17 protein-coding genes are annotated in these 23,528 nt (G+C 41.2%); 10 read left to right on the top strand and 7 right to left on the bottom strand.

The features are described 5' to 3' along the window. Positions 1 to 7 precede the first annotated feature (7 nt). Positions 8 to 1,213 carry a serine palmitoyltransferase gene (spt, locus tag QWZ01_RS11865; protein ID WP_290323545.1) on the bottom strand — a complete coding sequence of 402 codons (1,206 nt, stop codon included), beginning with the start codon at positions 1,211 to 1,213 and terminating at the stop codon, positions 8 to 10. A gap of 368 nt (positions 1,214 to 1,581) precedes the next feature. Between spt and QWZ01_RS11860 the strand changes: the two genes are divergently transcribed. The 4 genes from QWZ01_RS11860 to QWZ01_RS11845 all read left to right on the top strand — a co-directional run bounded on the left by QWZ01_RS11860 (position 1,582) and on the right by QWZ01_RS11845 (position 8,391). Continuing rightward, on the top strand, positions 1,582 to 2,940 hold the full coding sequence (locus tag QWZ01_RS11860) for a TolC family protein (RefSeq protein WP_290323544.1): 1,359 nt from the start codon (positions 1,582 to 1,584) through the stop codon (positions 2,938 to 2,940). A 93-nt stretch (positions 2,941 to 3,033) separates the two neighbouring features. Further along, positions 3,034 to 4,236 (top strand): efflux RND transporter periplasmic adaptor subunit, encoded by a 1,203-nt coding sequence (locus QWZ01_RS11855; protein ID WP_290323543.1) that lies wholly within the window; start codon positions 3,034 to 3,036, stop codon positions 4,234 to 4,236. Between the two features lie 27 nt (positions 4,237 to 4,263). Further along, entirely contained in the window at positions 4,264 to 7,443 is a 3,180-nt protein-coding gene (locus QWZ01_RS11850) for an efflux RND transporter permease subunit (RefSeq protein ID WP_290323542.1), read from the top strand. Positions 7,444 to 7,839: 396 nt separating this feature from the next. Then, entirely contained in the window at positions 7,840 to 8,391 is a 552-nt protein-coding gene (locus tag QWZ01_RS11845) for a hypothetical protein (RefSeq protein WP_290323541.1), read from the top strand. An 81-nt stretch (positions 8,392 to 8,472) separates the two neighbouring features. On the opposite strand, the gene QWZ01_RS11840 is transcribed toward QWZ01_RS11845, so the two are convergent. After that, positions 8,473 to 9,666, bottom strand: coding sequence for a pyridoxal phosphate-dependent aminotransferase (locus QWZ01_RS11840; protein WP_290323540.1), 1,194 nt, complete (start codon positions 9,664 to 9,666; stop codon positions 8,473 to 8,475). Positions 9,667 to 9,844: 178 nt separating this feature from the next. Here QWZ01_RS11840 and QWZ01_RS11835 point away from each other — a divergent pair, with 178 nt between their 5' ends. From QWZ01_RS11835 to QWZ01_RS11820, 4 genes are read left to right on the top strand one after another with little or no spacing between them, the layout of a single operon-like run. Further along, positions 9,845 to 10,819, top strand: a complete 975-nt coding sequence (locus QWZ01_RS11835) for a cation diffusion facilitator family transporter (protein WP_290323539.1) — start codon at positions 9,845 to 9,847, stop codon at positions 10,817 to 10,819. Beyond that, positions 10,820 to 11,260 carry an NUDIX domain-containing protein gene (locus QWZ01_RS11830; RefSeq protein WP_290323538.1) on the top strand — a complete coding sequence of 147 codons (441 nt, stop codon included), beginning with the start codon at positions 10,820 to 10,822 and terminating at the stop codon, positions 11,258 to 11,260. It begins immediately after the preceding gene. Next, positions 11,257 to 12,522 carry an adenosylmethionine--8-amino-7-oxononanoate transaminase gene (gene bioA, locus QWZ01_RS11825; protein WP_290323537.1) on the top strand — a complete coding sequence of 422 codons (1,266 nt, stop codon included), beginning with the start codon at positions 11,257 to 11,259 and terminating at the stop codon, positions 12,520 to 12,522. The genes QWZ01_RS11830 and bioA overlap by 4 nt, the downstream gene beginning before the upstream one ends. Positions 12,523 to 12,524: 2 nt before the next feature. Beyond that, positions 12,525 to 13,127, top strand: coding sequence for a hypothetical protein (locus QWZ01_RS11820; protein ID WP_290323536.1), 603 nt, complete (start codon positions 12,525 to 12,527; stop codon positions 13,125 to 13,127). A 251-nt stretch (positions 13,128 to 13,378) separates the two neighbouring features. On the opposite strand, the gene QWZ01_RS11815 is transcribed toward QWZ01_RS11820, so the two are convergent. From QWZ01_RS11815 to QWZ01_RS11795, 5 genes are all read right to left on the bottom strand, one after another. Further along, positions 13,379 to 15,166, bottom strand: a complete 1,788-nt coding sequence (locus QWZ01_RS11815) for an LTA synthase family protein (RefSeq protein WP_290323535.1) — start codon at positions 15,164 to 15,166, stop codon at positions 13,379 to 13,381. Positions 15,167 to 15,327: 161 nt separating this feature from the next. Beyond that, complete coding sequence (locus tag QWZ01_RS11810) at positions 15,328 to 15,972, bottom strand: DUF4412 domain-containing protein (RefSeq protein ID WP_290323534.1); 645 nt, start codon at positions 15,970 to 15,972, stop codon at positions 15,328 to 15,330. A gap of 74 nt (positions 15,973 to 16,046) precedes the next feature. Beyond that, a complete protein-coding gene (locus tag QWZ01_RS11805) occupies positions 16,047 to 18,143 on the bottom strand; it encodes a ComEC/Rec2 family competence protein (RefSeq protein ID WP_290323533.1) in 2,097 nt (698 codons plus the stop codon). A gap of 41 nt (positions 18,144 to 18,184) precedes the next feature. Further along, entirely contained in the window at positions 18,185 to 18,520 is a 336-nt protein-coding gene (locus QWZ01_RS11800; RefSeq protein ID WP_076373420.1) for a MerR family transcriptional regulator, read from the bottom strand. Between the two features lie 48 nt (positions 18,521 to 18,568). Next, a complete protein-coding gene (locus QWZ01_RS11795; RefSeq protein WP_290323532.1) occupies positions 18,569 to 18,766 on the bottom strand; it encodes a hypothetical protein in 198 nt (65 codons plus the stop codon). Positions 18,767 to 18,955: 189 nt separating this feature from the next. Between QWZ01_RS11795 and alaS the strand changes: the two genes are divergently transcribed. After that, complete coding sequence (gene alaS, locus QWZ01_RS11790; RefSeq protein WP_290323531.1) at positions 18,956 to 21,631, top strand: alanine--tRNA ligase; 2,676 nt, start codon at positions 18,956 to 18,958, stop codon at positions 21,629 to 21,631. A gap of 404 nt (positions 21,632 to 22,035) precedes the next feature. Beyond that, entirely contained in the window at positions 22,036 to 23,505 is a 1,470-nt protein-coding gene (gene gatB / locus QWZ01_RS11785; RefSeq protein ID WP_290323530.1) for an Asp-tRNA(Asn)/Glu-tRNA(Gln) amidotransferase subunit GatB, read from the top strand. Positions 23,506 to 23,528 lie beyond the last annotated feature (23 nt).

Raw genomic sequence — 23,528 nt, 5'->3', positions numbered from 1 at the left:
TTTTTAATTATATGTTTTCTTTAATTGAAGCCACACCAGCTTCTTTGAAAACTTTTGCAAGTTTTTCAACAGCTTCATCAATTTGATCAAAAGTGTGGGTAGCCATTAACGAGAAACGTAACAATGACGAATCTGAAGGTACGGCTGGCGAAACAACCGGGTTAACAAACACACCTGCAGCTTGCAGTTGTTTAGTTACCAGGAATGTTTTTTCGTTATCACGTACATATATTGGCAGGATAGGGCTTTCTGTTGGGCCCAGATCAAAACCTTCTTCTAATAAAAGTTTTTGAGCGTAGTTGGTGTTATCCCAAAGCTTTTGGATTCTTTCTGGCTCCGATTCAATGATGTCCAATGCTGCAATTACGCTGGCAACCGAGCCCGGAGGCATACTTGCGCTGAACATTAATGAACGTGCCCTGTGTTTGATGTAATCAATAGTATCCCTGTCGGCAGCAATAAAACCACCTAATGATGCCAGCGATTTGCTGAATGTGCCCATAATCAGGTCAACATCATTGGTCAGGTTAAAGTGCGATGCTGTACCGGCTCCGTTATGGCCAATAACACCAAGGCTGTGCGCGTCATCAATCATGATGTTAGCACCATACTGATCGGCAAGTTTTACTATTTGCGGAAGTTTAACAATGTCACCTTCCATGCTGAATATACCATCAACGGCAATCACCTTTACAGCTTCTTCCGGCAAAATGCTCAGTTTACGCTGCAAGTCGTCCATATCATTATGGGCGTATTTGATAACTTTTGAAAACGATAACCTGCTACCATCAATGATACAAGCATGATCATATTCATCTAAAATGATATAATCATTACGGCCTGTTATGCATGAAAGTACGCCCAGGTTAACCTGGTACCCTGTGCTAAATAAAACAGTAGCTTCTTTGCCAACATAGCTGGCAAGCCTGTTCTCTAACTCGATATGAATATCAAGGGTACCATTCAAGAAACGTGAACCGGCACAACCTGTACCGTATTTGTCAATCGCTTTCTTTGAAGCTTCTTTAATCTTTGGATGATTTGTAAGACCCAGGTATGAATTAGATCCAAACATTAACACCCTTTTGTTATCTATTAGTACTTCAGTGTCCTGAGCAGACTCAATCGGCCTGAAATAAGGATACAATCCTCTTTCCCGAAGTGTATTTGCAACTTGGAATTGAGCGATCTTCCCATGTAGTTTTTTAACCATGTATTAACCCTGCTTAAATTTTTTGTAAAAATACCATGAATAAGCATATAACTTATACGGTACATGTAATTTTTTTTTAAAATACTTATAATGAACCTTTAATTAACAACATCCATACCATATTCTCACATGGCAAATTAATTAATTTTTTTATTTATTTCGCACCACATTTTTTCATTTTTTTGTAAAAAGCCTAAAAAAGTTAGTTTTAAGCCTGTTTTTGTAAAATTTAGATAAATTTCCTTATCTTAATTTTAATTTAGTAATATTTATAACATATTCGCACTTCCCCTGTATATATCATTAAAAATTAACAGATCGTTTTTTTGTAATTTTTACTATATGAACTAAGCATCTACATACCACCTATGAGAAAAAACAAGTATTTTGCCCTACTTTCACCAATTTACTTAACATTAATTTTACATTCGCCAATTTTGGCTCAAACCAGTACCGACTCTATCGGCGGGCCTGTTTCGCTAAGGCAGTGTGTCGAATTTGCGTTACGTAATCAGCCCGCGGTCAGGCAGGCTTCCATTGATGAGCAGATCAATGAAAAAGACATCAGGATTGGGCTTTCTGCCTGGCTTCCTCAGCTTAATTCATCTGGTTTTTATAATTATTACTTTAAAGGCACACCACAGGCAGGTGCTTCTGGAGCCAATATTCCTGCCGGTACAAATGTACGTAACCTTTCGTCATTAAGTTTGCAGGCCACGCAGGTACTATATAATAACGATGTTTTATTAGCTGCCAAAACCGCCAGGTATTCACGTCAATACTATAAACAAAACACACTGAGCAGCCAGATCAATGTAATATCTGATGTAAGCAAAGCCTTTTTTGATGTGTTGCTTTCACAAAAGCAATTAAATATTACTATTGAGGATATTACCCGTTTGCAAAGAAGTTTAAAGGATGCTGTTAATAAATACGAGGCAGGTGTATCTGATAAAACCGACTTTAAACAAGCTACTATATCTCTGAATAACTCATTAGCTACCCGTAAACAAACGGAGGAAGCTATTAAAGCTAAAACTGCTTATCTAAAGCAGATCATGGGGGTTGATGCATCTAAGCCCTTAGCGTTATCTTATGATTCTTCAAGATATGAACAGGAGGCCTACATTGATACCAACCAAACATTGAATGTTAATAACAGGATAGAATACCGCTTGCTGCAAACCAGCAAAGTGCTGCAAAATATTAATGTTAACTATTACAGGTTTGGATTTTTACCATCGTTATCGGCAGTGGGTAATTATAATTTCGCATACTTCAGCCATGGGTTTTCAAATTTGTATGATAATGCTTTCCCCACAGGATATGCAGGTCTTTCAATAAGTTTGCCCATTTTTCAGGGCACTAAACGTTTGCAAAATCTAAGCAAAGCCAGGCTGCAGGTTGAACGTACTGATCTTGATATTGTAAACTCACAAAACACCATTAATACGGAGTATGTGCAGGCACTGGCAAGCTACAAAAGCAATTATACCAGCTACCAGCTCATCAGGCAAAATGTTGACCTGGCTAAGGATGTATACAAAATTGTAAGTCTGCAATACCGCGAAGGAGTTAAAACTTACCTCGATGTAATTATTGCACAGTCTGATTTGCGTACTGCGGAGCTTAATTATTATAATGCGCTGTTTCAGCTGCTTTCAAGCAAAATTGACCTGAAAAAAGCATTGGGTACGCTTACCGCAGATAATAATCAGGGTAACTAACTACACGCCGCGAGGCGCCCTACATACTAAATTGAAAATTGTATAGCACCAAAAAGTGCTGTTAAACAAATAACCAACGAACAAATCACTACAATGAAAAACAGATATATATACTGGTTGGCCCCTGCGGCGTTATTAGCATTAGCTTCATGCAAAGGTAAAAGCGCAAATCAAAATGCAGCTCCGCCGCCTACCCCTGTAAGTCTTTACGAAGCTAAAAAGGCAGAAGCTATTTACTATGATCAATATCAGGGTACGGTTGTTTCTGTAAACACTACCGAACTGAGAAGCCAGGTCCCCGGCTTTGTAACAGGCATATTTTTTAAAGAGGGTGATGTTGTACAAAAAGGAAAGGTACTTTACGAAATAGATAAACGTAAATACCTTGCCGCGTATCAGCAAGCGCAAGCAAACCTGTTAAGCGCTCAGGCAAACCTGGTTAAGGGGCAAAAAGATATAGACAGATATAACATGCTGTTAAAAAATGATGCTATCGCACGCCAAACGGTTGATCAGGCTACTGCAGCATATGAAACCAATAAAGGCGATGTGGCAGTAGCTAAGGCCGCTGTTGAGTCTGCACGAACCGATCTGTCATTCGCAACCATTACCGCGCCTTTCACCGGCCGTATCGGTATATCACAGGTAAGGTTAGGTACCCAGGTATCCGCGGGTTCTACACTTATGAATACGATATCTGCCGAGCATCCTATAGCGGTTGATGTTGTTGTGAATGAGCAGGATATAGCCCGGTTTTACAAACTGCAAAAGTCAAGCAGTGATACAACCTTTAAACTGCAATTGCCAGATGGAGTTAGCACTTATAATAAACCAGGTAAGGTTTTAGCTATCGACAGGGGCGTAAACAATCAAACGGGTACCATCAAAGTAAGGATCCAGTTCCCTAATGAGGATGATGTTTTAAAAGATGGTATGAGCTGTGTATTGAAGGTGTTGAATAATCAGTCAGGAAATCGCGTTCAAATACCATACAAATCCATTACCGAGCAAATGGGTGAGTTCTTTGTATTTGTGAGCAAGGATACCTCCTTTGTTGACTCTACCAAAAATAATGAGAAAACCGATGCGCTTATTGCTAAACAGCATAAAGTTACTTTGGGCCCACGTGTTGGTACCGACGTGGTGATCATGACCGGTATTGAGCCAGGTGAAAAGGTAGTAACTGAAGGTTTTCAGCGTCTGCGCGATGGTGGTAAAATTGTTTTGGGCGATCCTTCAAAACAGGCGCCTCCGGGACAAGCCGCTCCGGGTCAAGCTAAACAACAAGGAAAGTAACTGGATTTTTTATAAAAAATAACAAGAATGATAGCAGATACCTTTATACGAAGACCAGTTACAGCTATAGTTATATCATTAGTGATAGTAATTGTTGGTATACTGGCCATAAGCAGTCTTGCCATTGGGCAGTATCCTGAAATTACACCACCAACAGTAAACATTACTGGTACTTATATCGGGGCCGATGCGCTTACGGTTGAGCAAACGGTTGCCACACCTGTTGAAGTACAGGTGAACGGAACTCCCGGCATGACCTATTTGCAAAGTAACAGTACAAGTAACGGCTCCATGAGTATGACCGTTAATTTTGAGGTTGGTACCGATATTAATATAGCGGCTCTTGATGTGCAAAACCGGGTAGGTATTGCCACCCCAACATTGCCGCAGGAAGTACAGCGTATAGGTTTAATTACTCGTAAACGTAACCCAAGTATATTAATGCTTGTGGCCATGTATGCGCCCAAAGGCTCACATAACGTAACGTTTTTAGATAACTATACCAACATATTTGTGCGCGACGCACTTTTACGTGCGAAGGGCGTGGGCGACGTATTTACACGTGCCGATGATTTCAGTATGCGTATATGGCTTAAGCCTGATAAACTGGCTTCGCTTGGTATAACCGCGGGTGATATTACAGCCGCCCTGGCTGAGCAAAATGCTCAGGTGGCCGCAGGTTCTGTAGGTTCAACACCACAGGAAAACGGACAGCCATTTGAATATACCGTTCTGGTTAAAGGTCGTTTAACTAACAAGGCCGAGTTTGAGAATATCATAGTACGTACACAGCCAAGCAATGGAGCTATTGTACATTTAAAAGATGTAGCACGTGTAGAACTGGGCAAGTTTAACTATGCCGGTAACTCTTTTGTTGACGGTAAACGTGCATCATACCTGCTGGTTTACCAGGCCCCTGGAAGTAACGCGCTTGAAACAGCCGATAATGTTTATGCAACTATGGAACAGCTTAAACAAGCATTTCCTGCTGATGTGGATTATGTGGTGCCTTTTGAATCAGTTACGGTGGTAAAAGTATCTGTACATGAGGTTATTGAAACATTGGTGATAGCCCTATTACTGGTAACTATAGTAGTATTCCTGTTTTTACAAAGCTGGCGTACTACAATTATCCCGGTATTGGCAATTCCGGTATCCATCATTGGTACATTCATATTCTTTTTACCATTAGGCTTTACTATTAATACACTAACGCTGTTTGGGTTTGTACTGGCAATTGGTATTGTGGTGGATGATGCCATTGTGGTGGTTGAGGCTGTACAGCATTATATGGATGAGGAAGGGATGTCTCCAAAAGAGGCTACTACTCATGCCATGCGCGATATATCAGCGCCGGTAATAGCCATCGCGCTTATCTTGGCGGCAGTGTTTGTACCGGTAGGCTTTATACCGGGTATTGTGGGGCGATTGTATCAACAGTTTGCAATCACTATTGCTATATCGGTACTGATATCGGCTTTTGTGGCGCTCTCATTAACACCGGCCCTTTGTACTTTACTATTGAAACCTCATAAAATTGATGAAAAATCAACGGGCCTCGATAAGTTTTTCTTTAGGTTTAATGAGTGGTTTACGCGTATAACTAACAAATATAGAAACGGGGTTGATAAAAGCATCAAGAATTCCAAGTTCGTTATTATTGTATTGGTATGTATCATTATAGGTACCATTATGCTGTTCAGGAGCAAGCCAAGCGGCTTTATCCCAACCGAAGATGATGGTCGTATATATATCACCTATGATTTGCCCGAAGCATCTTCAACCCAGCGTACGGTAACCGTATTGCATGAAATGATGAAAACGCTTGACAGCGTTCCGGAAATTGGCCATTACGCCGCTCTGGGTGGCCTGAACGCGGTTACATTCGCTACAAAATCAAACAGTGCTACCATATTTGTGCAGCTTAAACCATGGGATAAACGTGAGGGTAAAGAACATTCTATATTTCCGCTGGTAGCCAAATTGCAGAAAAAGCTGTCGCGCTTTAAGGAAGCAAGTGTGGTAGTAATACCGCCTCCGGCAATACCAGGTTTGGGTAACACGGCAGGTTTCTCCTTCATATTAGAAGAAAAGCAGGCTGGTGGAGATATCAAGAACTTTGAAACAGTAATGCGGAATTTTATAGCCGAGGTAAGCAAGCGAAAGGAAATTTCAAAAGCCTTCTCGTTTTTCACCGCGCACACACCGGCATACCAGTTAACTATCGACAGAGAAAAAACCAAAAGATTGGGTGTACAACTGTCTGATGTAAACGCTGCGTTACAAACTTACATGGGTAGTACTTATATCAATGACTTAACCCTGTATGGTCGTACGTTCCGTGTGCTGGCCCAGGCCGATACAAATTACCGTACCAATATTCAAAACATTGGGCAGTACTTTGTGCGTAACCAGGCAGGCACCATGGTACCATTAAGTACCCTGACAACTTATAAGGTAATTGAGAATGCGCCTCTGATTTCGCATTATAACCTGTTCAGATCTGCCGAGATCGATGGTAACTCTGCCCCGGGATATAGTAGCGGTGATGCCTTGAAAGCACTTGAAGAGGTAGCAGCCAAAACCTTACCACAGGGTTATGGTTATGAGTTTTCTGGCTTGAGCCGGGAAGAAAAACTATCAGGTTCAAAAACGATATACATCTTTATGCTGTCTATCGGGTTTGTGTTCCTGTTCCTGGCAGCGTTGTATGAGAGCTGGTCGGTACCTTTTTCAGTACTGCTGGCTGTACCATTGGGCGCGTTTGGAGCTATCCTGTTCCTGTGGTTTAATAAGAGTTTGGATAATAACGTATACGCGCAGATAGGTTTGATAACACTGATAGGTTTGGCGGCCAAAAACGCCATCCTGATAGTTGAGTTTGCCAAAGAGCGTGTAGATGCAGGTTGGGACCTTGAAAAAGCAACCCTGGAGGCTGTGAGGCTCAGGTTACGCCCTATTATCATGACCTCGCTGGCATTTATATTGGGTGTTGCCCCTTTACTATTTGCTTCAGGAGCAGGTGCGGTTGCAAGGCAAACTATCGGGTGGACAGTATTTGGCGGGATGCTTACAGCTACCTCGTTAGCTATATTTATAGTGCCGGTACTATTCTTTATCATCACTCGCTTTGCTTATGGTAAAGAGAAACTGGCCGAATTACAAAAAAACTATAAGCTAGAAAAGGGCCACGAACCTGAAGTTTAAAAGTTAGGTTGATAATATCAAAAGGGAGCCCGCTTAACGGGCTCCCTTTTTTGTTTACTGATGCCGCGGGTTTATTATTAATCGCTGTTTTCTGTATTTTTTGACAAAACAGCACAAAAGTTTAGTGTTTACCGACACTAATGGAGTCTGGCATTTTTACTTTTCCGAATATTATTTAAAATATAATTAAGATTTATACCCAATAATTTTACCGGTTCTTGATGTTAAAAGGGTATTGATAATCAATAACTAAGATAAGGTGAAAATAAGCTGACTAAAAACTGGTGCTTGTGAAGTTGTTGTTAAAATTGTGTGAAATTATTATACTGGCAAAGTATTTGTTAAGGAGGGATTAATACAATGAAAATTGTAGAGTTAGAACTAAAATATACAACTATGAAAACAATGACAAAAATTATAGCCGGAGCATTTACTGCTTTAGCTATCTTCATCGGAACAAATGTAAAAGCTCAATCAGTACCTAAAAATGCGTTACGCTTTGGTGTAGGTGTTGAAGGCTTACTACCAACTGGAAACTTGCATGATATCTCTAACATTGGGTTAGGTGGTACCGCACGCTTACAGTACGGAATTGCTGATAACTTAGCTTTAACACTAACTTCAGGCTATTATAACTTTTTTGGTAAAAAGATTGGTGATGGTACCGATGTAAAATACCCATCATTTGGTATGGTACCGGTGAAAGCAGGTATAAAAGCATTCTTTAATAAGAATTTATACTTTGGTGCAGAAGTAGGTGCTGGTTTCGAAACCAAAGATTTTTATGCAGAAGCTGACGGAAGTAAAAACACCAAGCTTATTCTTGCTCCGGGTTTAGGTTATGCATCTAAATCATGGGATGTGGGTGTACGTTATGAAAATTACTCTGGTCAGAGCAATAACTATGGTACAGTTGGTTTACGCATAGCTTACGGATTTGGTTTGTAATTTTACTAAACCATAAAAAACAAAGCCCCGGAGCATTTGCTCCGGGGCTTTGTTTTTTATATAGGAAATTTAAGAGTCAGATTAAACTAATTTTCCTAAAGCTTCTTTAATTCTGCGCATAGCCTCAATTAGCTTATCCTCAGCAGCAGCGTATGACAGGCGAATAGAAGTAGTATCACCAAAAGAATCGCCGCCTACAGTGGCCACATGTGCTTCTTCAAGCAGGTAGATGCTTAAATCGTCAGCATCTTTAATGGTTTTGCCATTATAGCTTTTACCGAAGAATGAAGTTACATTCGGGAAGAAGTAAAACGCTCCATCAGGAAGGTTTACTTTTATACCTTCAATTTCGCTTAACAGTTTGTAAACAATATCACGGCGTTTTTTGAAAGCGGCACGCATCTCAAGCACGCTTTCCAGGCCACCTTCATAAGCAGCAACCCCGGCACGTTGAGTTATAGAGCAGGTACCTGAAGTTACCTGGCCTTGCATTTTATCGCAGGCAGCAGCAATTTCTGAGTTTGAGGCAGTATAACCGATTCTCCAACCGGTCATAGCAAATGCTTTTGACCATCCGTTGATGATGATCACACGGTCTTTAATATAATCAAACTGTGCTATTGATTCGTGTTTATCAACAAAGTTGATGTGCTCGTAAATCTCGTCGCTCAGGATGTAAACATGAGGGTTTTTCTCAAATACTTTAGCCAGTCCTTCTAATTCATCTTTGCTGTAAACGCTACCGGTAGGGTTACATGGTGATGAAAACATGAACAGCTTGGTTTTTGGCGTAATAGCAGCCTCTAATTGCTCTGGTGTTATTTTGAAGTTTTGCTCAACAGTGGTATTGATGAAAACACTCACACCTTCGGCAAGTTTAACTACCTCTGAGTATGATACCCAGTAAGGGGTAGGGATAATCACCTCTTCGCCTGGGTTAACAAGGCATAATACCGCATTGGCAATAGCTTGTTTTGCTCCGGTTGAAACTACTATCTGGCTAAAATCATAATCAAGGTTGTTCTCGTTCTTTAATTTGGCAACTACCGCCTTGCGCAGATCAGGGTAACCAGCTACCGGTGTATAGTAGGTCATGTTTTTATCCATGGCCTGCTTTGCAGCCTCCTTAATGTGTTCAGGGGTATGAAAGTCAGGTTCGCCAAAGCTAAGGCTGATCACGTCAACACCTTTAGCGGCAAGTTCACGGCCCATTTTGGCCATCTTAATTGTTGCAGATTCGGACAAGTTATTGATCCGGGTACTTAATGCGCTCATATAAATTATGTTATCGCGGCAAATATAGAAAATAAGTTTACTGCTACTTACGCTTGTTATTTATAAATTTGCCAACGCAACTTAGCCTCACCTAAATCCTCTCCAAAGGAGAGGACTTTACTCAGGTTTTGAACCCTCTACTTTGGAGAGGGTAGGGTGAGGCCTAATATACACGAGCTTGAAAGAACAGAAAAGGATCATATTAATCTCGCTTATTACAGGCACTGTTCTCATGCTGGCCAAGTTTGGCGCATACTTTTTAACGGCTTCAAACTTTGTACTCACCGATGCTGCCGAAAGCGTTGTAAATGTAATAGCAAGCTCTTTTGCCTTTTTTAGTATTTACCTGGCGGCGCAACCCCGGGATGAAAATCACCCATACGGGCATGGTAAAGTGGAGTTTTTTTCTGTTTTTATCGAAGGCTCCCTTATCGGTATAGCAGGGGTTATCATTATTGTAAAATCAGTTTACGGTTTATTTTATCCTAACAATATTCACGATCTGCTTACCGGTGCTATTATTATAGGCGCAACGGGCATCGTTAATGGGGCGTTGGGTTATTACATGATACAGAAGGGTAAATCATTGCGTTCCATTACCCTTGATGCCGACGGGCGCCATCTTATTGCCGATATGGTGACCAGTATTGGTTTAGTAGCCGGTTTATTACTCATTAAAATTACCGGTATATTATGGTTGGATAGCGCATTATCCATACTGGTGGCGCTATATATTATCTTCAGCAGCTATAAACTGATCCGCAGGTCGGTTGCGGGTTTAATGGATGAGGCCGATTTTCAGGTAGTAACCGATATTATACATGTACTAAGCGAAAAACGCCGCGAATCATGGATAGATGTGCATAACCTGCGTGCCCAAAAATACGGTAACGAACTGCATATTGATTGCCACATGACGCTGCCCAGCTATTTTGATCTGAACACTGCCCATGCCGAAATAAAACTGGTTGATATGATGATCAATAAAGAGGTTGGCATCAAAACAGAATTATTTATCCATACAGACCCTTGCGTGCCTAACTGCTGTCATTACTGTAGTATGCCCAATTGTCCTATACGTTCAGAAGCGCAAACGGAAACCATAGCCTGGACAATGGAAAATGTGGTACGCAATAAAAAACACTTTGAATAAATGGAGTATTTTAATGTACGTGTATACGGCCTGCTTATCAACGAGCAAAACCAGGTTCTCATTAGCGATGAACAGGAGTATGGCCATCGATTTATTAAATTCCCCGGCGGTGGCCTTGAGATAGGTGAGGGGCTGATAGATGGCCTTAAACGTGAATTTGTGGAGGAATGCCAAGCCGAGGTGGAAGTATTAAGTCATTTTTATACCACCGATTTTTATGTGCGCTCGGCATTTAACAATTCGCAGATTATTAGTGTTTACTATAAAGTTAAAAACCTTACGCCCCTCAATTTTCCTATAAAAACCGTTGCCTACGATTTTGATGGTGAAGGAGATGTGCTGCAAGCTTTCAGGTGGATTAATATTGCGGAGTTAACCACCGATGATGTTACCTTCCCTACAGATAAACGTGTTGTTGAATTATTAAGAGCAGAACTATGAGTTTAACCCAACGAGATCAAAAAGTAATATGGCATCCTTATACCCAAATGAAAACTGCTTCCCCGCCAATAGGAATTGTAAAAGGCGAAGGTACTTGTTTGTTTGATGAACAAGGTAAGCGATATATAGACGCAGTATCGTCATGGTGGGTAAATATCCACGGGCATGCGCACCCTTACATCGCGCAAAAAGTATCAGAACAGCTACATAAACTGGAGCATGTAATATTTGCAGGCTTTACCCATGAAGGTGCTATTGAGCTGGCCGAACGCCTGTTAGCCATTTTACCGGATAACCAGCAAAAGGCCTTTTACTCTGATAATGGCTCAACGGCTATTGAGGTAGCCATAAAAATGTGCCTGCAATACTGGCTAAACAAAGGCGATCAACGCACCAAAATAATGGCTTTTAAAAACGCTTACCATGGCGATACTTTTGGTGCCATGGCTGTTAGCGGCCGCAGTGCTTTTACCGCCGCGTTTGATAGTTTATTGTTTGAGGTAGAGTTTATTGATACGCCTAATCAGGATAATATAGAAGATCTTAAATCTCTGATCACAAATCTTAAATCTGAGCTGGCTTGCTTTATTTTTGAGCCATTGGTGCAGGGTTCAGGAGGAATGCTGATGTACGAGGCCGAATATCTGAACCAGTTGATGGCGCACTGTAAACAGGAAAATGTGCTGATGATTGATGATGAGGTGTTCACAGGTTTCGGCCGCACAGGTAAGCCTTTTGCCTGTAATCATGTACAGGTACAGCCAGATATCATGTGCTTTTCAAAAGGCTTAACAGGCGGTACAATGGCCCTGGGCTTAACTACCTGTACCCAGCAAATTTATGATGCTTTTTTATCGGATGATAAGCTTAAAACCTTATTTCATGGACATTCATTTACAGCCAATCCGGTAGCCATAGCGGCTGCTTTAGCCAGTCTTGATCTTTTCTTGCAGCCGGAAACCGCCGCAAATACGCAGCGCATCCAGGAATTACACCAACAATTTGCCGCCAAAATACAACATCACCCCAAAATAAAAACGGTGAGGCAGACCGGTACTATACTGGCTATGGAATGGGAAACCGGCGATAATACCTCATACTTTAGTTCGCTGCGCGATAAATTGTACCATTACTTTTTGGCCGAAGGTATTATATTGCGCCCTCTGGGCAATGTTATATACATTTTACCGCCATATTGCATTACTAATGCCGAACTCGATTATGTTTACAGCAAAATTGAACAGGCACTTGAAGAGATATAATTATGCTGAATACATTACTCCCCCAAATAATTGCTGATAACGAATTGCACTCCCGCTGGTTAAATACCCTGTCGCTAATGGAAAATACCGGTGCACGTAAAATATCGGCCAGTGAAGATCCCCTTACGGTTACTTATATTATACTAAAACACGCTGCCGAAGAGCATCGCCATGCTTTTTACCTGAAAAAACAATTGGAAAAAACAGGTGTTGAATTGCCAACTTATGCGGCCGAATATCTGCTGGCTCCGGGTTCAAGCAAATATTATTTAAACCAGCTTGATGTTGACGTATGCCGCTACCTGAAAAAAGAGCTTGGCTTAAGCGGCAGTGAATTGCGCTTTGCTGCTTACCTGCTGGTAACTTATTCTATAGAGGTGCGGGCCGATGAACTTTACCCTATTTACCAGGATGCTCTTGATGCGGCCGGTAGCAAGGTAAACGTAAAATCGATCATATTGGAAGAGGAGGGACATTTGGAAGAAATGCTGAACCAGCTGCACAAATTTTCGTCCGATTGGGAGCGCCACGCCAATAAGGCCGTTGAATTTGAAACCAAACTGTTTAACCAATGGGTTGAACAATTGGAGAAAACGTTGAGTTAAATAACTTCCACTGTCATCCTGAACGCAGTGAAGGATCTATTCTAAAGTGTTCAAAGTTCAATAATAGATTCTTCGCTACGCTCAGAATGACAAAATTTTTGGAGTAAATTGATGTTGTTCATCTAAATGTGGGGTGCCGAAACAAGTTCGGCATGACGTATTTTTATATTGGAAATCCTTTAATCCGCCAATCAACAATCCTCAAAATTGCGGTTCAGACAAACTCAGCGCAATCAAACAAAAATCAACGGTCAAAAGGCCATGTATTGCGTAAATACCTCCTGCAAAAAAGCTTTGCCGTAAAGTAAGGCATTATCGGTAGTTTGCTGAGAGGCGTTCTTATTGCTGGTATAAACTATCCTTCGGCCGGAGTTATCATATGATACACTTTGCTGGGGCAGCATAAAGCCAAATCCATTATCCCAATCAAAAAAAGCAAAGTCTTTAGATTGCGGGTTAAGCAAATTTTTCGACCATTTAAACTCATCATGAGGTAATCCTAATTGTGATAAAAGAGTGGCAGCAATATCAGTTTGCCCGCCTAACTTACTGATCTTTTTACCCCGGTATTCGGGTTTTATCACATCTCCAAAAAACAACAAAGGAATATGATACTTTACCGGGTCATAAGCCTCTGCAACATTGCGTGGCAGCCGGTGACCATGATCGGCCACGAGGATAAACAACGTATTTTTATACCATGCCTGCTTTTTGGCCTGCTCAAAATAAGCGTTAAGGCATGAATCTGTAAAATAAGCCGTACTCCTGAATTTATTGCTGGCATCACCATCCTCATCTGCCGGGAAATGTGCTTTTACGGGCAATATAAAGGGCTCGTGGTTGGTAGAGGTTTGCAGGTACGAGAAAAATGGTTGCTTTTCCTCCCCGGTGTATTGCAGGTGTTTATTTAACAGAGTGTTGTCGTAAACGCCCCATTGTGTTTTTACCTGACTTTTGTCAAAGCTATACTCATCAACAATCTTATCTATACCATGGCTTTTCATAAAGATATTGAAATCCATGTAACTGCTTTTACCTCCATAAAAGTAATTGGTTTGATACCCGGCATTCTTAAACACAGTTGATAAAGCAGGCAGTTTTCTTTGTTTTATGGTATCTGCTACAATGGTACGGATGGCCTGTGAAGGAAAGCCACTCATGATAGATATGATACCCTTATCAGTGCGGTCGGCAGAAGAATAGATGTTATTGAATAAAACGCCTTGTTTGATAAATTTTTCAAAATTAGGCGCAACACCCTTATCACCACCAAGCGATTCAATAATGCTGGCTGTATAGCTCTCAATCTGGATTATCACCACGTTTGGGTGCCTGGTGGTAAGTATTTGCAGGGTTGAATCGTTTTTCAACTTATACATATCCTGCACCAGCCTTTGGGCATCGGCAGGTTGCATAAACTCGTAAGGATTATAAGGCTTGCGAAAGTTTTCAAATATGTTGTTAAACAAATTCCACTCTGTATTCATGGCCGATTGATTCAGGATCTCATGGTCAGAAAAATAAGCCGCGTTCTGGTTGATAGGTTCGGCCTGCAACCCGCCACGCATCAGTAAAAAATTAGCGAACACCAACAAGCAGATCAGTACGCTTTTGGCTCCGGGCGCTGTAGCAGGCTTTTTAAAGTTGTAATTGATAATATACTTTGAAAGCAAAGCGCCCGTGCTAATCAATAACAAACCGATAAAAATGCTTTTACCCACCGGCGATGAACTGGACGATGCCAATGCTTCGGAAGGGGCATGATAAAACGAACTGAAAACCCTAAACGTTACCTTGGTGCCCCATTCCCTGAAAATATTGAAATTGAGTATGGTATTTAATGATATGCAAAAGAGTATTATCCCGGTGTAAATTTTAAGCCATACAGGTTTAATGGAGAAGTTGGGAATACACCAGTTAATGATAAATGCCAGTAAGGGAATTATGCAAATGTAAGCAGCAGCCGAAGCATCAAGCCTGAAACCGTAGAAGAATGTTTGCAGTATTTCGCCAAAACCTGCTCCTTTAAGCTTATGCAAAAAATATAGCTCAAACGTAGCCCTGGTAATTGCGAAGAACAACAACCAAAAGATGAAAAATCTGATTAAGCTAAAAAGGTTTCTTAACATAGCGGGGGTACAAAAATAGTACTTTTAACCGCAATGTTAAGAAACCTTTAATGAATTGTTAGTGAAGTATATTATCTTCCACCGCTCATGGCTTTCAGATCATCCATAGAGATTTTATCAAAATCTGCCGGGATGCCGAAAGTACCTGCCGGTGCTTTGCCTTCAGTTACGCTTTTAACGGTAACCTCAGTAGTTTGGCCCTGGCTAAATGAAGTGTATTGAATTGGGAAACCACCTGCAGCACGGTAATATTTAGCTATACCGGTAATTGGCACGTCAATATCATTGGTGATCCACAAATCATAGGTTTTTTGAGTTTTGGTATCTGTAGCAACCACTTTTTTGCAATTAAAGCCCGATATCTGTTTAGTTTCGGTGCCCGGAGCAAAGGTAAGTGTTGGCATTTCTGCCATAGCCTGATCAACTTCATCAGGAGTGGCTATAGCTGCTTTTTTGATACTAGCCACAGGTACATCTACTAAAACCGCCATTGATTTTCCGCCTGCATCTGTTAAAATTTTTATGGTAGCTGGCCCGGCTGTAAAAGTAAAAGCACTTGAATCGGCTCTGAAGTAACCTTTAGCATCCACCTGCTGACCGCGCATATTGGTGGTTAAGGCTACAATGCCTTCAGTATACTTTTTTTGCGCGCTGGCGCTCATGGCTGTTGCTGTAAGAGCCAGTCCCAGGGCAACATTTAAAAATTTAAAGTTCATAGTTTAGTTTGATTTAATACCAATTTACTTGTTTTACATTAAAAGACAAATTTATTGGTATTTAGTTTAATTTGTCAGTTAGATAAAGCCACCAGCGAAATGTTACGCTTAAGTATCCTATAATTTATGTGCATGGCCATGGCTTCTGTTTCCAATTGGGCAATAGATTTGGTGCTGTTACTGCCATCAATTACAAGTGTTTGATAATCATAATTTTTATTGATCTGTCCAAGATTGGTATATGGGTTTTGCATAACATACAGGTAATCTGTTTTTAATTTTTTAGGTAACTGTAAGTTTGCCGTACCATTGTCAAGTATGAATATTCTTTTGTCATAAAACTGAATAAGATTGCCCACTTTTTTAAAGTATGGAACGCTGATGTTCTGATCAAGTCCCAATAAAATAGTATTGCTTACTTTGCTGCTGTCTAAATACGGTTGTACGGAGTAAGTGTAGTTTTTATCGGTATCGCCAAGATTACTTAACACAATGGCGTTATTGCCGCTTTTAAATACCATGCCTGTGTTTTTGTGCAGGTTTAAAAAAGCAACCGACCGGGTATTTACCGAATTATATCTTTTAACACTGATACTGATGCTGAGTAAAAGCAGGCAAGCCAAGCTTAATTTAAGCAACCAAGATGATTTGTAGTATATGAAACAAAACAAGCATATAATGAATACATAGACAAGCAGATACTCGGCAGTGGTGAACCATATTTTACCAATACCGGCAAATGGAGCGTATTCAACAAGAGTTAATGCTTTATTCATCAGCAGGATGGTTTTTTCGAGCACCCAGGCCAATACGGTTGATAAACCGGGTACCCATGAGAGCAGCAGATAGCCCAAACCACTGTACATGATAATAGATGTTGGAATAATGATCAACAGGTTGCTGATCAAAAAATAAACTGGGAACTGGTGAAAGTAAAATGCGCTTAACGGGAAGGTGATCACCTGCGCTGCAATAGATACAGAACAAAGCGCCCACAACTTATCAGCCCACTTATTTTTAAACTCGAACCATTCATATACCACCGGTTGAAATATAATTAAACCCACAACAGCCAGATATGATAACTGAAATCCAACATCGGTGATATATAATGGGTTATACAGCAATAATGAAAACGCCGAGATGGCCAGGATGTTGAGCATATTAATATGCCTTACAAATGTTTTACCTATTATAACCATACTGATCATCACCGCGGCCCGGCAAACCGCTGGCGAAAACCCGGTTAACAGGGAATAATACCAAATGAGCAGGATGGTGAGTGTTATTTTTAATAGCTTGCCATACCTGTATCTGTCTAAAAAGGAAAGCATCCATTGCAATAAAAGATAAATTATGGCTACGTGTGCCCCGGAAACTGATAATACATGTATAGTTCCGGTTTTGGAATAGGCTTGTAATACTTCGTTACTCAAATCTGCTTTGTAACCCAGTATCAGGGTTGAGGCCACAGCAATAGCATTGGAGTTATGCAATTGCTTTTTGAAGGAGGCTACCATTTTTTGCCTAAGCTTGAGCGAATAAGCAATAATGGAGTTACCCATATTGTGCTTTAGTAACCGATATTGCCCCGGATATAAAAACTCCTGGTGGTAAATATTTTGATGGGCCAGGTATTGTTTATAATTAAACTCGGCGGGATTAAATGGAGGGTCTACAGGCGTGAAGGAGGCTGGGATCAGTAACTCATCTCCATATGCAAGTGAAGTTTCACCTTTGATAGTAACGAGTAATGTACCGGTTACGGCAGCTGTTCGCCTGTAGTTTATGCTTTGTTTAACTGATGCGGTAAAGCGCGTCAATCCATTTTTTAACTGCGGTTCGTTATTAATGACTACTGAAAAGTATTGAGCCGGAGTTTTTGAAAAATGGCGAGGGTTATTCAGTTCATTACAATTAATGGTGCTAATACAGCCTGCAACCAGCATGAGCAAATTCATGAGTATACCGCCCAGCCAGCGTAGTTTGTAAATGGCCAGTCGCCGGTAACCAATATTCAGGGCGATAAATATAACACCAAGCCCAATAAAAATACCAGATAATAGGGGTAGGTGATTTACAGGATTAAAAGCTATGCCTATAGCAATACCAGGCAAAAAAGGTAACAGCAGGGTAACAACAGGTATTTCGCCTTTATGATTCGCGATCATTGAATATCAATATAGAATAAAGATATGTTTTAGGCTGGTACCTACAACTCGTCGCGCACTTCGAGCAGGAATTTTTTAATGTTTTCGAGCGAATCAATAACACGCTGATTTTCCTTCGTATCGCTCATGTTATGTTTTAAGTGCTCTTTGGCGCCATTAAGAGTATAACCTTTATCGCGTATCAGGTGGAAAATTATCTTGAAATTCTCAATGTCTTCAGGAGTAAAATAGCGGTTGCCTTTTTTGTTCTTTTTAGGCTGCAGTACATCAAATTCCTTTTCATAGAAACGTATAAGCGATTGGTTCACATCAAACATGGCCGATACCTCACCCATGGTGTAATACATCTTGCTTATTTCGCGGTCTTTATAAGGCATATGCAAATGTAAGTTTTTAGTAGATAAGTAAGCAAGTTATCAAGTTTTTTACTTGTTTTCGCTCCAGGGAAGGGATGAGGCTTTGCCGCTTAAAAGATCAGCGCGGCGTTGTTCAAGGTCGATGGAATGTTCTGTAACCATGTCCGGCACGCCTTCAATCCGGTATTCATATTTCAGTCCGTCTAAAAATGCTATGAGGACTCTTTTTTGCTGATCGTCCTGAATGTCAACTTTTAACGTTTCCATACACAAATTTAATTTTTATTTGATTAAAACTCAATAGTAACAATAGAACGCTATAGGTGTTTTTGTATTGCCTGTTTAAGCTGTTGCCGGTTCAATTGAAGGACGCTTGAACTGACTATAGCAGATAGCACAAATCCGAAATCGAAAATCCCACATCCGAAATCCTGTAAAATCCTATCTTTGCACACTATGACAGCTTCACAGATACGACAGGCTTTTCTTGATTTTTTTGTTTCCAAGGGGCACACCATTGTACCCTCTGCACCAATTGTAATAAAAAACGACCCAACCCTGATGTTCACCAACGCGGGGATGAACCAGTTTAAAGATATATTTTTAGGCGAAGCACCCGCCAAATCATCACGGGTAGTAGATACCCAGCGTTGCCTGCGCGTAAGCGGCAAGCACAACGATCTGGAAGAGGTAGGTATCGATACCTATCACCACACCATGTTTGAAATGCTGGGCAACTGGAGTTTTGGTGATTACTTTAAAAAAGAAGCCATTGCCTGGAGCTGGGAGCTGCTTACCGAAGTTTACAAATTACCGAAAGACCGCCTTTACGTTACCTATTTTGAAGGCGACGAAAAAGAAGGACTTGAAAAAGATACCGAAACCTATGAGTTTTGGAAAGCCCTGGTTGCCGAAGATCATATTCTGCCGGGTAATAAGAAAGATAACTTTTGGGAGATGGGCGAAACCGGCCCTTGCGGCCCGTCGTCAGAGATCCATTATGATAGCCGCCCAGACAACGAGCGTGCCGAAGTAAGCGGAGCAACTTTGGTAAATGCCGATCATGATCAGGTTATAGAGATCTGGAATAACGTATTTATGCAGTTTAACCGCTTAAAAGGCGGCAACCTGCAGCCACTGCCTGCAAAGCATGTGGACACCGGTATGGGCTTTGAGCGTTTGGTACGCGTACTGCAAGGTAAAACCTCTAACTACGACACAGACGTCTTTCAGCCTATGATTCAGTTCATTGCTGAAAAAAGCGGTAAAACTTATAACAGTGCCGCCAAACCCGGCGATGCCGATTGGAACGAAGCCGTTGCCATGCGTGTACTGGCTGATCATATCCGCGCCATTAGCTTTGCCATAGCTGATGGACAGTTGCCATCGAACAATAAGGCGGGCTACGTGATCCGCAGAATATTACGCAGAGCTGTTAGGTATTCATACCAATATTTAGGATTCAAAGAACCGTTCTTAAATCAGCTGGTGCCTTTATTGGCTGATCAGTTTAAGGCTGTATTTGATAATCTCTACAGTCAGAAAGATTTTGTGCAGAAGGTGGTTTTGGAGGAGGAAAATTCTTTCTTGAGGACATTGGAGCAGGGTATAAAATATTTTGATGATTATTACGAAAAAACATTTGTTAGGACAGGAAAAACTCCTGACGGGAACGAGATTCAATTATTATTCCCGGGAGAAATGGCTTTTAAGTTGTATGATACCTACGGTTTTCCTATAGATTTAACTCAACTCATGGCTCGTGAGAGGGATACTTTGATTAATATGGAGACATTTGAAACTGCTCTCCAACAACAAAAATCCCGTTCCCGTGCTGCTACTGCCATTGATACTGGTGATTGGGTTGTTTTAAAAGATAATGATACAGTTGAGTTTACCGGTTACGATGAAACTGAAACGGTTGCTCATGTGGTAAAGTACCGCAAGGTAACTGCCAAGGGTAAAGAGCAGTATCAGATTGTTTTGGATAAAACTCCTTTTTATGCAGAAAGCGGCGGACAGGTAGGGGATAAGGGCGAATTAGTTTTCCCGGATGGCGAAATTGTAAAGGTAACCGATACTAAAAAAGAGAACGGCCTTATTGTACATTTTGTTGATCAGCTGCCCGAAGATATTGACGATGCCCTAACCGCCATTGTTGACCCGGCCCTACGCAACCAAACCAACAGTAACCACTCGGCAACGCACCTGCTGCACGCCGCGTTGAAACAGGTATTGGGCAGCCACGTGAACCAAAAAGGTTCATTGGTGAATCCGGATTACCTGCGGTTCGACTTCTCGCACTTTGCCAAGGTAACCGATGAGGAGCTGGCGCAGATCGAGGCTATCGTGAACCAAAAAGTACGTCAGAATATTCCGTTGAAAGAAGAACGCAGCGTATTATATGCCGAAGCTATCAGCAGCGGTGTAACCGCCCTGTTTGGTGAAAAGTATGGCGAGTATGTACGTGTAATTACTTTCGACGATGAATTTAGTAAAGAGCTTTGCGGCGGTACGCATGTAAAGGCAACCGGGCAAATAGGCTACTTTAAAATTATTGCCGAAAGCGCTGTAGCCGCCGGGGTTCGCCGTATTGAGGCCATAACCGGTGTTGCTGCCGAAAACTACATCAATGCGCAAACCCTGCTGCTTAACCAGCTGAGGGAATTGTTAAAGAATCCGAAGGATCTGCCTAAAAGTGTAGAGAGCTTGCTTGATGAAAATTCAAAGCTCAAAAAAGAGATCGAAAAAACGGTACTTGAAAAATCATCAGGCTTAAAAAATGAACTGGCACAAAAGGTTGAGGTGGTAAACGGTATAAACTTTATTGCTCAAAAAGTAGCACTGCCTAATGCTGAAGCTGTTAAGAACCTTGCCTATCAGTTAAAAGACATCGTAACTGATCTGTTCCTGGTACTGGCAGCCGAGTTTGATGGCAAACCAAGCCTTACTGTAATGATAGCGGAAAACCTGGTGAAGGAAAAAGGCTTAAATGCAGGTAACATAGTTCGCGAACTGGCTAAGGAAATAAAAGGCGGCGGCGGCGGTCAGCCATTTTTTGCCACCGCTGGCGGCAGCGATGCCAGTGGTCTTGATGCTGCATTGGCAAAGGCTAAAAGCTTTATAGGGTAACTACAACTAAAATAATAAATCATCATTATTGTCATTGCAGGCGCAGTGTGCAATTGCGAATATTTGTCTGAATCAGGATTAAACAGATTTATCGGATTGAAGGATTTTACTTTTTTTTCAAATAATCGAGGTAATCAATCAATCCTAAAAATCGTGGTTCAGACAAATTCGCGATTGCTTTGTCGTTCCTCTTCGCCATGACAAATTTTTCATATAACAGTATAAAGATAGAATCGCTATTAAATCAATAGGTTTAATAGCGATATGAATTGCTTTTATGATATGGATAATGTTGTTTAATTAAAATTTTTCGGCTTGTTTAATAGTTAAATGGTGTTTATACTGTATTAACTTTTATATATTTGACCTTACAATCAGTAAAATTTTAGCTGAATTTTTATTTTATGACAGTTATTAGCAATGAGGTAAGTGACAAGTACGAATTGGTCATAGGCCTCGAGGTACATGCGCAGTTATCTACTTTAAGTAAGGCGTTTTCAGCAGATTCTGCCGCATTTGGCGCCGAACCTAACCACCACATCAGCGCTATATCGCTTGGGCACCCGGGTACTTTACCATTTTTGAATAAAAGGGCTGTAGAATACGCCGTAAAAATGGGCTTGGCCTGCAATTGCACCATTAATCTTAATAACTCTTTTGCCCGTAAAAACTACTTCTACGCCGATTTGCCAAAGGGCTACCAGATAACTCAGGATCAGGCGCCGGTTTGTTTAGGCGGATATGTACCCGTTCGGCTGTCAGACGGTACACAAAAAGACATCGCCATCCATCACATCCACATGGAAGAGGATGCCGGTAAAAGTATGCACGATCAGCACCATGCTGATTCATTGATCGACCTGAACAGGGCAGGTGTGCCGCTGGTTGAGATTGTATCACAACCGGATATGCGCAGCGCCGAAGAAGCTGCTCAGTTTATGACCGAAACACGCAAGATATTGCGTTACCTGGATATATGCGATGGCAACATGGAAGAGGGAAGTATGCGTTGTGATGCCAATATTTCGGTAAGGCTGAAAGGAGCCACCGAATACGGAAACCGTTGCGAAGTAAAAAACCTTAACTCCATACGCAACCTGCAGCGCGCAATTGAGCATGAGTTTGCCCGCCAGGTAGATATTATAGAAAATGGCGGTCATATTGACCAAAACACGCTTAATTTTAATGCCGATACAGGCGAAACATCGGTTTTACGTTCAAAGGAAATGGCAAATGATTACCGCTATTTCCCGGAGCCGGATCTGCAACCATTGAAACTTACCACCGAATATTTGGAAAAGATCAGGGAAAGCTTGCCTGCCTTACCAAACCAGCTATATCATAAATATACAAATGAGCTTGGCTTATCTGCTTATGATGCTTCGGTAATTACAGCCGATAGGGATTTGGCCTTTTATTTTGAAGATCTTATTACACATACAACCTTATATAAAGCTGCTGCCAACTGGGTTATGGGTTCGGTAAAGTCATATCTGAATGATCATGATGTTACTATTAGTAACTTTGGTGTTACACCGAAGCATCTGGCGGGGTTGATTAAACTTGTTGACGCTGGCGTGATAAATAATTCTGTAGCTTCGCAAAAATTATTTCCGGCAATAATAAAGGAGCCCGGGAAAACTGCTGAGGAACTGGCTAAAGAGCTTAACCTGCTGATCAGTTCGGACAATGACGATGTGAGCCGCTTTATACGCGATGCCATAGCCAAATTTCCGGACAAGGTAAAGGAATACCAGAAAGGCAAAAAAGGCGTTTTAGGCTTGTTTATGGGCGAGATCATGAAAAGTTCAAAAGGAAAGATCGACCCGCAGAAAACAAATCAGTTGCTGATAAAAGAGTTAGAATCAAAATAAAAGAGCCTCACCCCGCCATCTCC

This window comes from Mucilaginibacter aquaedulcis, from assembly GCF_030409325.1.
GTDB classification, from domain to species: Bacteria; Bacteroidota; Bacteroidia; order Sphingobacteriales; family Sphingobacteriaceae; genus Mucilaginibacter; species Mucilaginibacter aquaedulcis.
This window is presented reverse-complemented; position numbering and strand designations above follow the sequence as displayed.

Coding starts and splice junctions, on each gene's coding strand:
- spt (WP_290323545.1), bottom strand. CDS start 1,213: ATGGTTAAAAAACTACATGGGAAGATCGCTCAATTCCAAGTTGCAAAT.
- QWZ01_RS11860 (WP_290323544.1), top strand. CDS start 1,582: ATGAGAAAAAACAAGTATTTTGCCCTACTTTCACCAATTTACTTAACA.
- QWZ01_RS11855 (WP_290323543.1), top strand. CDS start 3,034: ATGAAAAACAGATATATATACTGGTTGGCCCCTGCGGCGTTATTAGCA.
- QWZ01_RS11850 (WP_290323542.1), top strand. CDS start 4,264: ATGATAGCAGATACCTTTATACGAAGACCAGTTACAGCTATAGTTATA.
- QWZ01_RS11845 (WP_290323541.1), top strand. CDS start 7,840: ATGAAAACAATGACAAAAATTATAGCCGGAGCATTTACTGCTTTAGCT.
- QWZ01_RS11840 (WP_290323540.1), bottom strand. CDS start 9,666: ATGAGCGCATTAAGTACCCGGATCAATAACTTGTCCGAATCTGCAACA.
- QWZ01_RS11830 (WP_290323538.1), top strand. CDS start 10,820: ATGGAGTATTTTAATGTACGTGTATACGGCCTGCTTATCAACGAGCAA.
- bioA (WP_290323537.1), top strand. CDS start 11,257: ATGAGTTTAACCCAACGAGATCAAAAAGTAATATGGCATCCTTATACC.
- QWZ01_RS11820 (WP_290323536.1), top strand. CDS start 12,525: ATGCTGAATACATTACTCCCCCAAATAATTGCTGATAACGAATTGCAC.
- QWZ01_RS11810 (WP_290323534.1), bottom strand. CDS start 15,972: ATGAACTTTAAATTTTTAAATGTTGCCCTGGGACTGGCTCTTACAGCA.
- QWZ01_RS11805 (WP_290323533.1), bottom strand. CDS start 18,143: ATGATCGCGAATCATAAAGGCGAAATACCTGTTGTTACCCTGCTGTTA.
- QWZ01_RS11800 (WP_076373420.1), bottom strand. CDS start 18,520: ATGCCTTATAAAGACCGCGAAATAAGCAAGATGTATTACACCATGGGT.
- QWZ01_RS11795 (WP_290323532.1), bottom strand. CDS start 18,766: ATGGAAACGTTAAAAGTTGACATTCAGGACGATCAGCAAAAAAGAGTC.
- alaS (WP_290323531.1), top strand. CDS start 18,956: ATGACAGCTTCACAGATACGACAGGCTTTTCTTGATTTTTTTGTTTCC.
- gatB (WP_290323530.1), top strand. CDS start 22,036: ATGACAGTTATTAGCAATGAGGTAAGTGACAAGTACGAATTGGTCATA.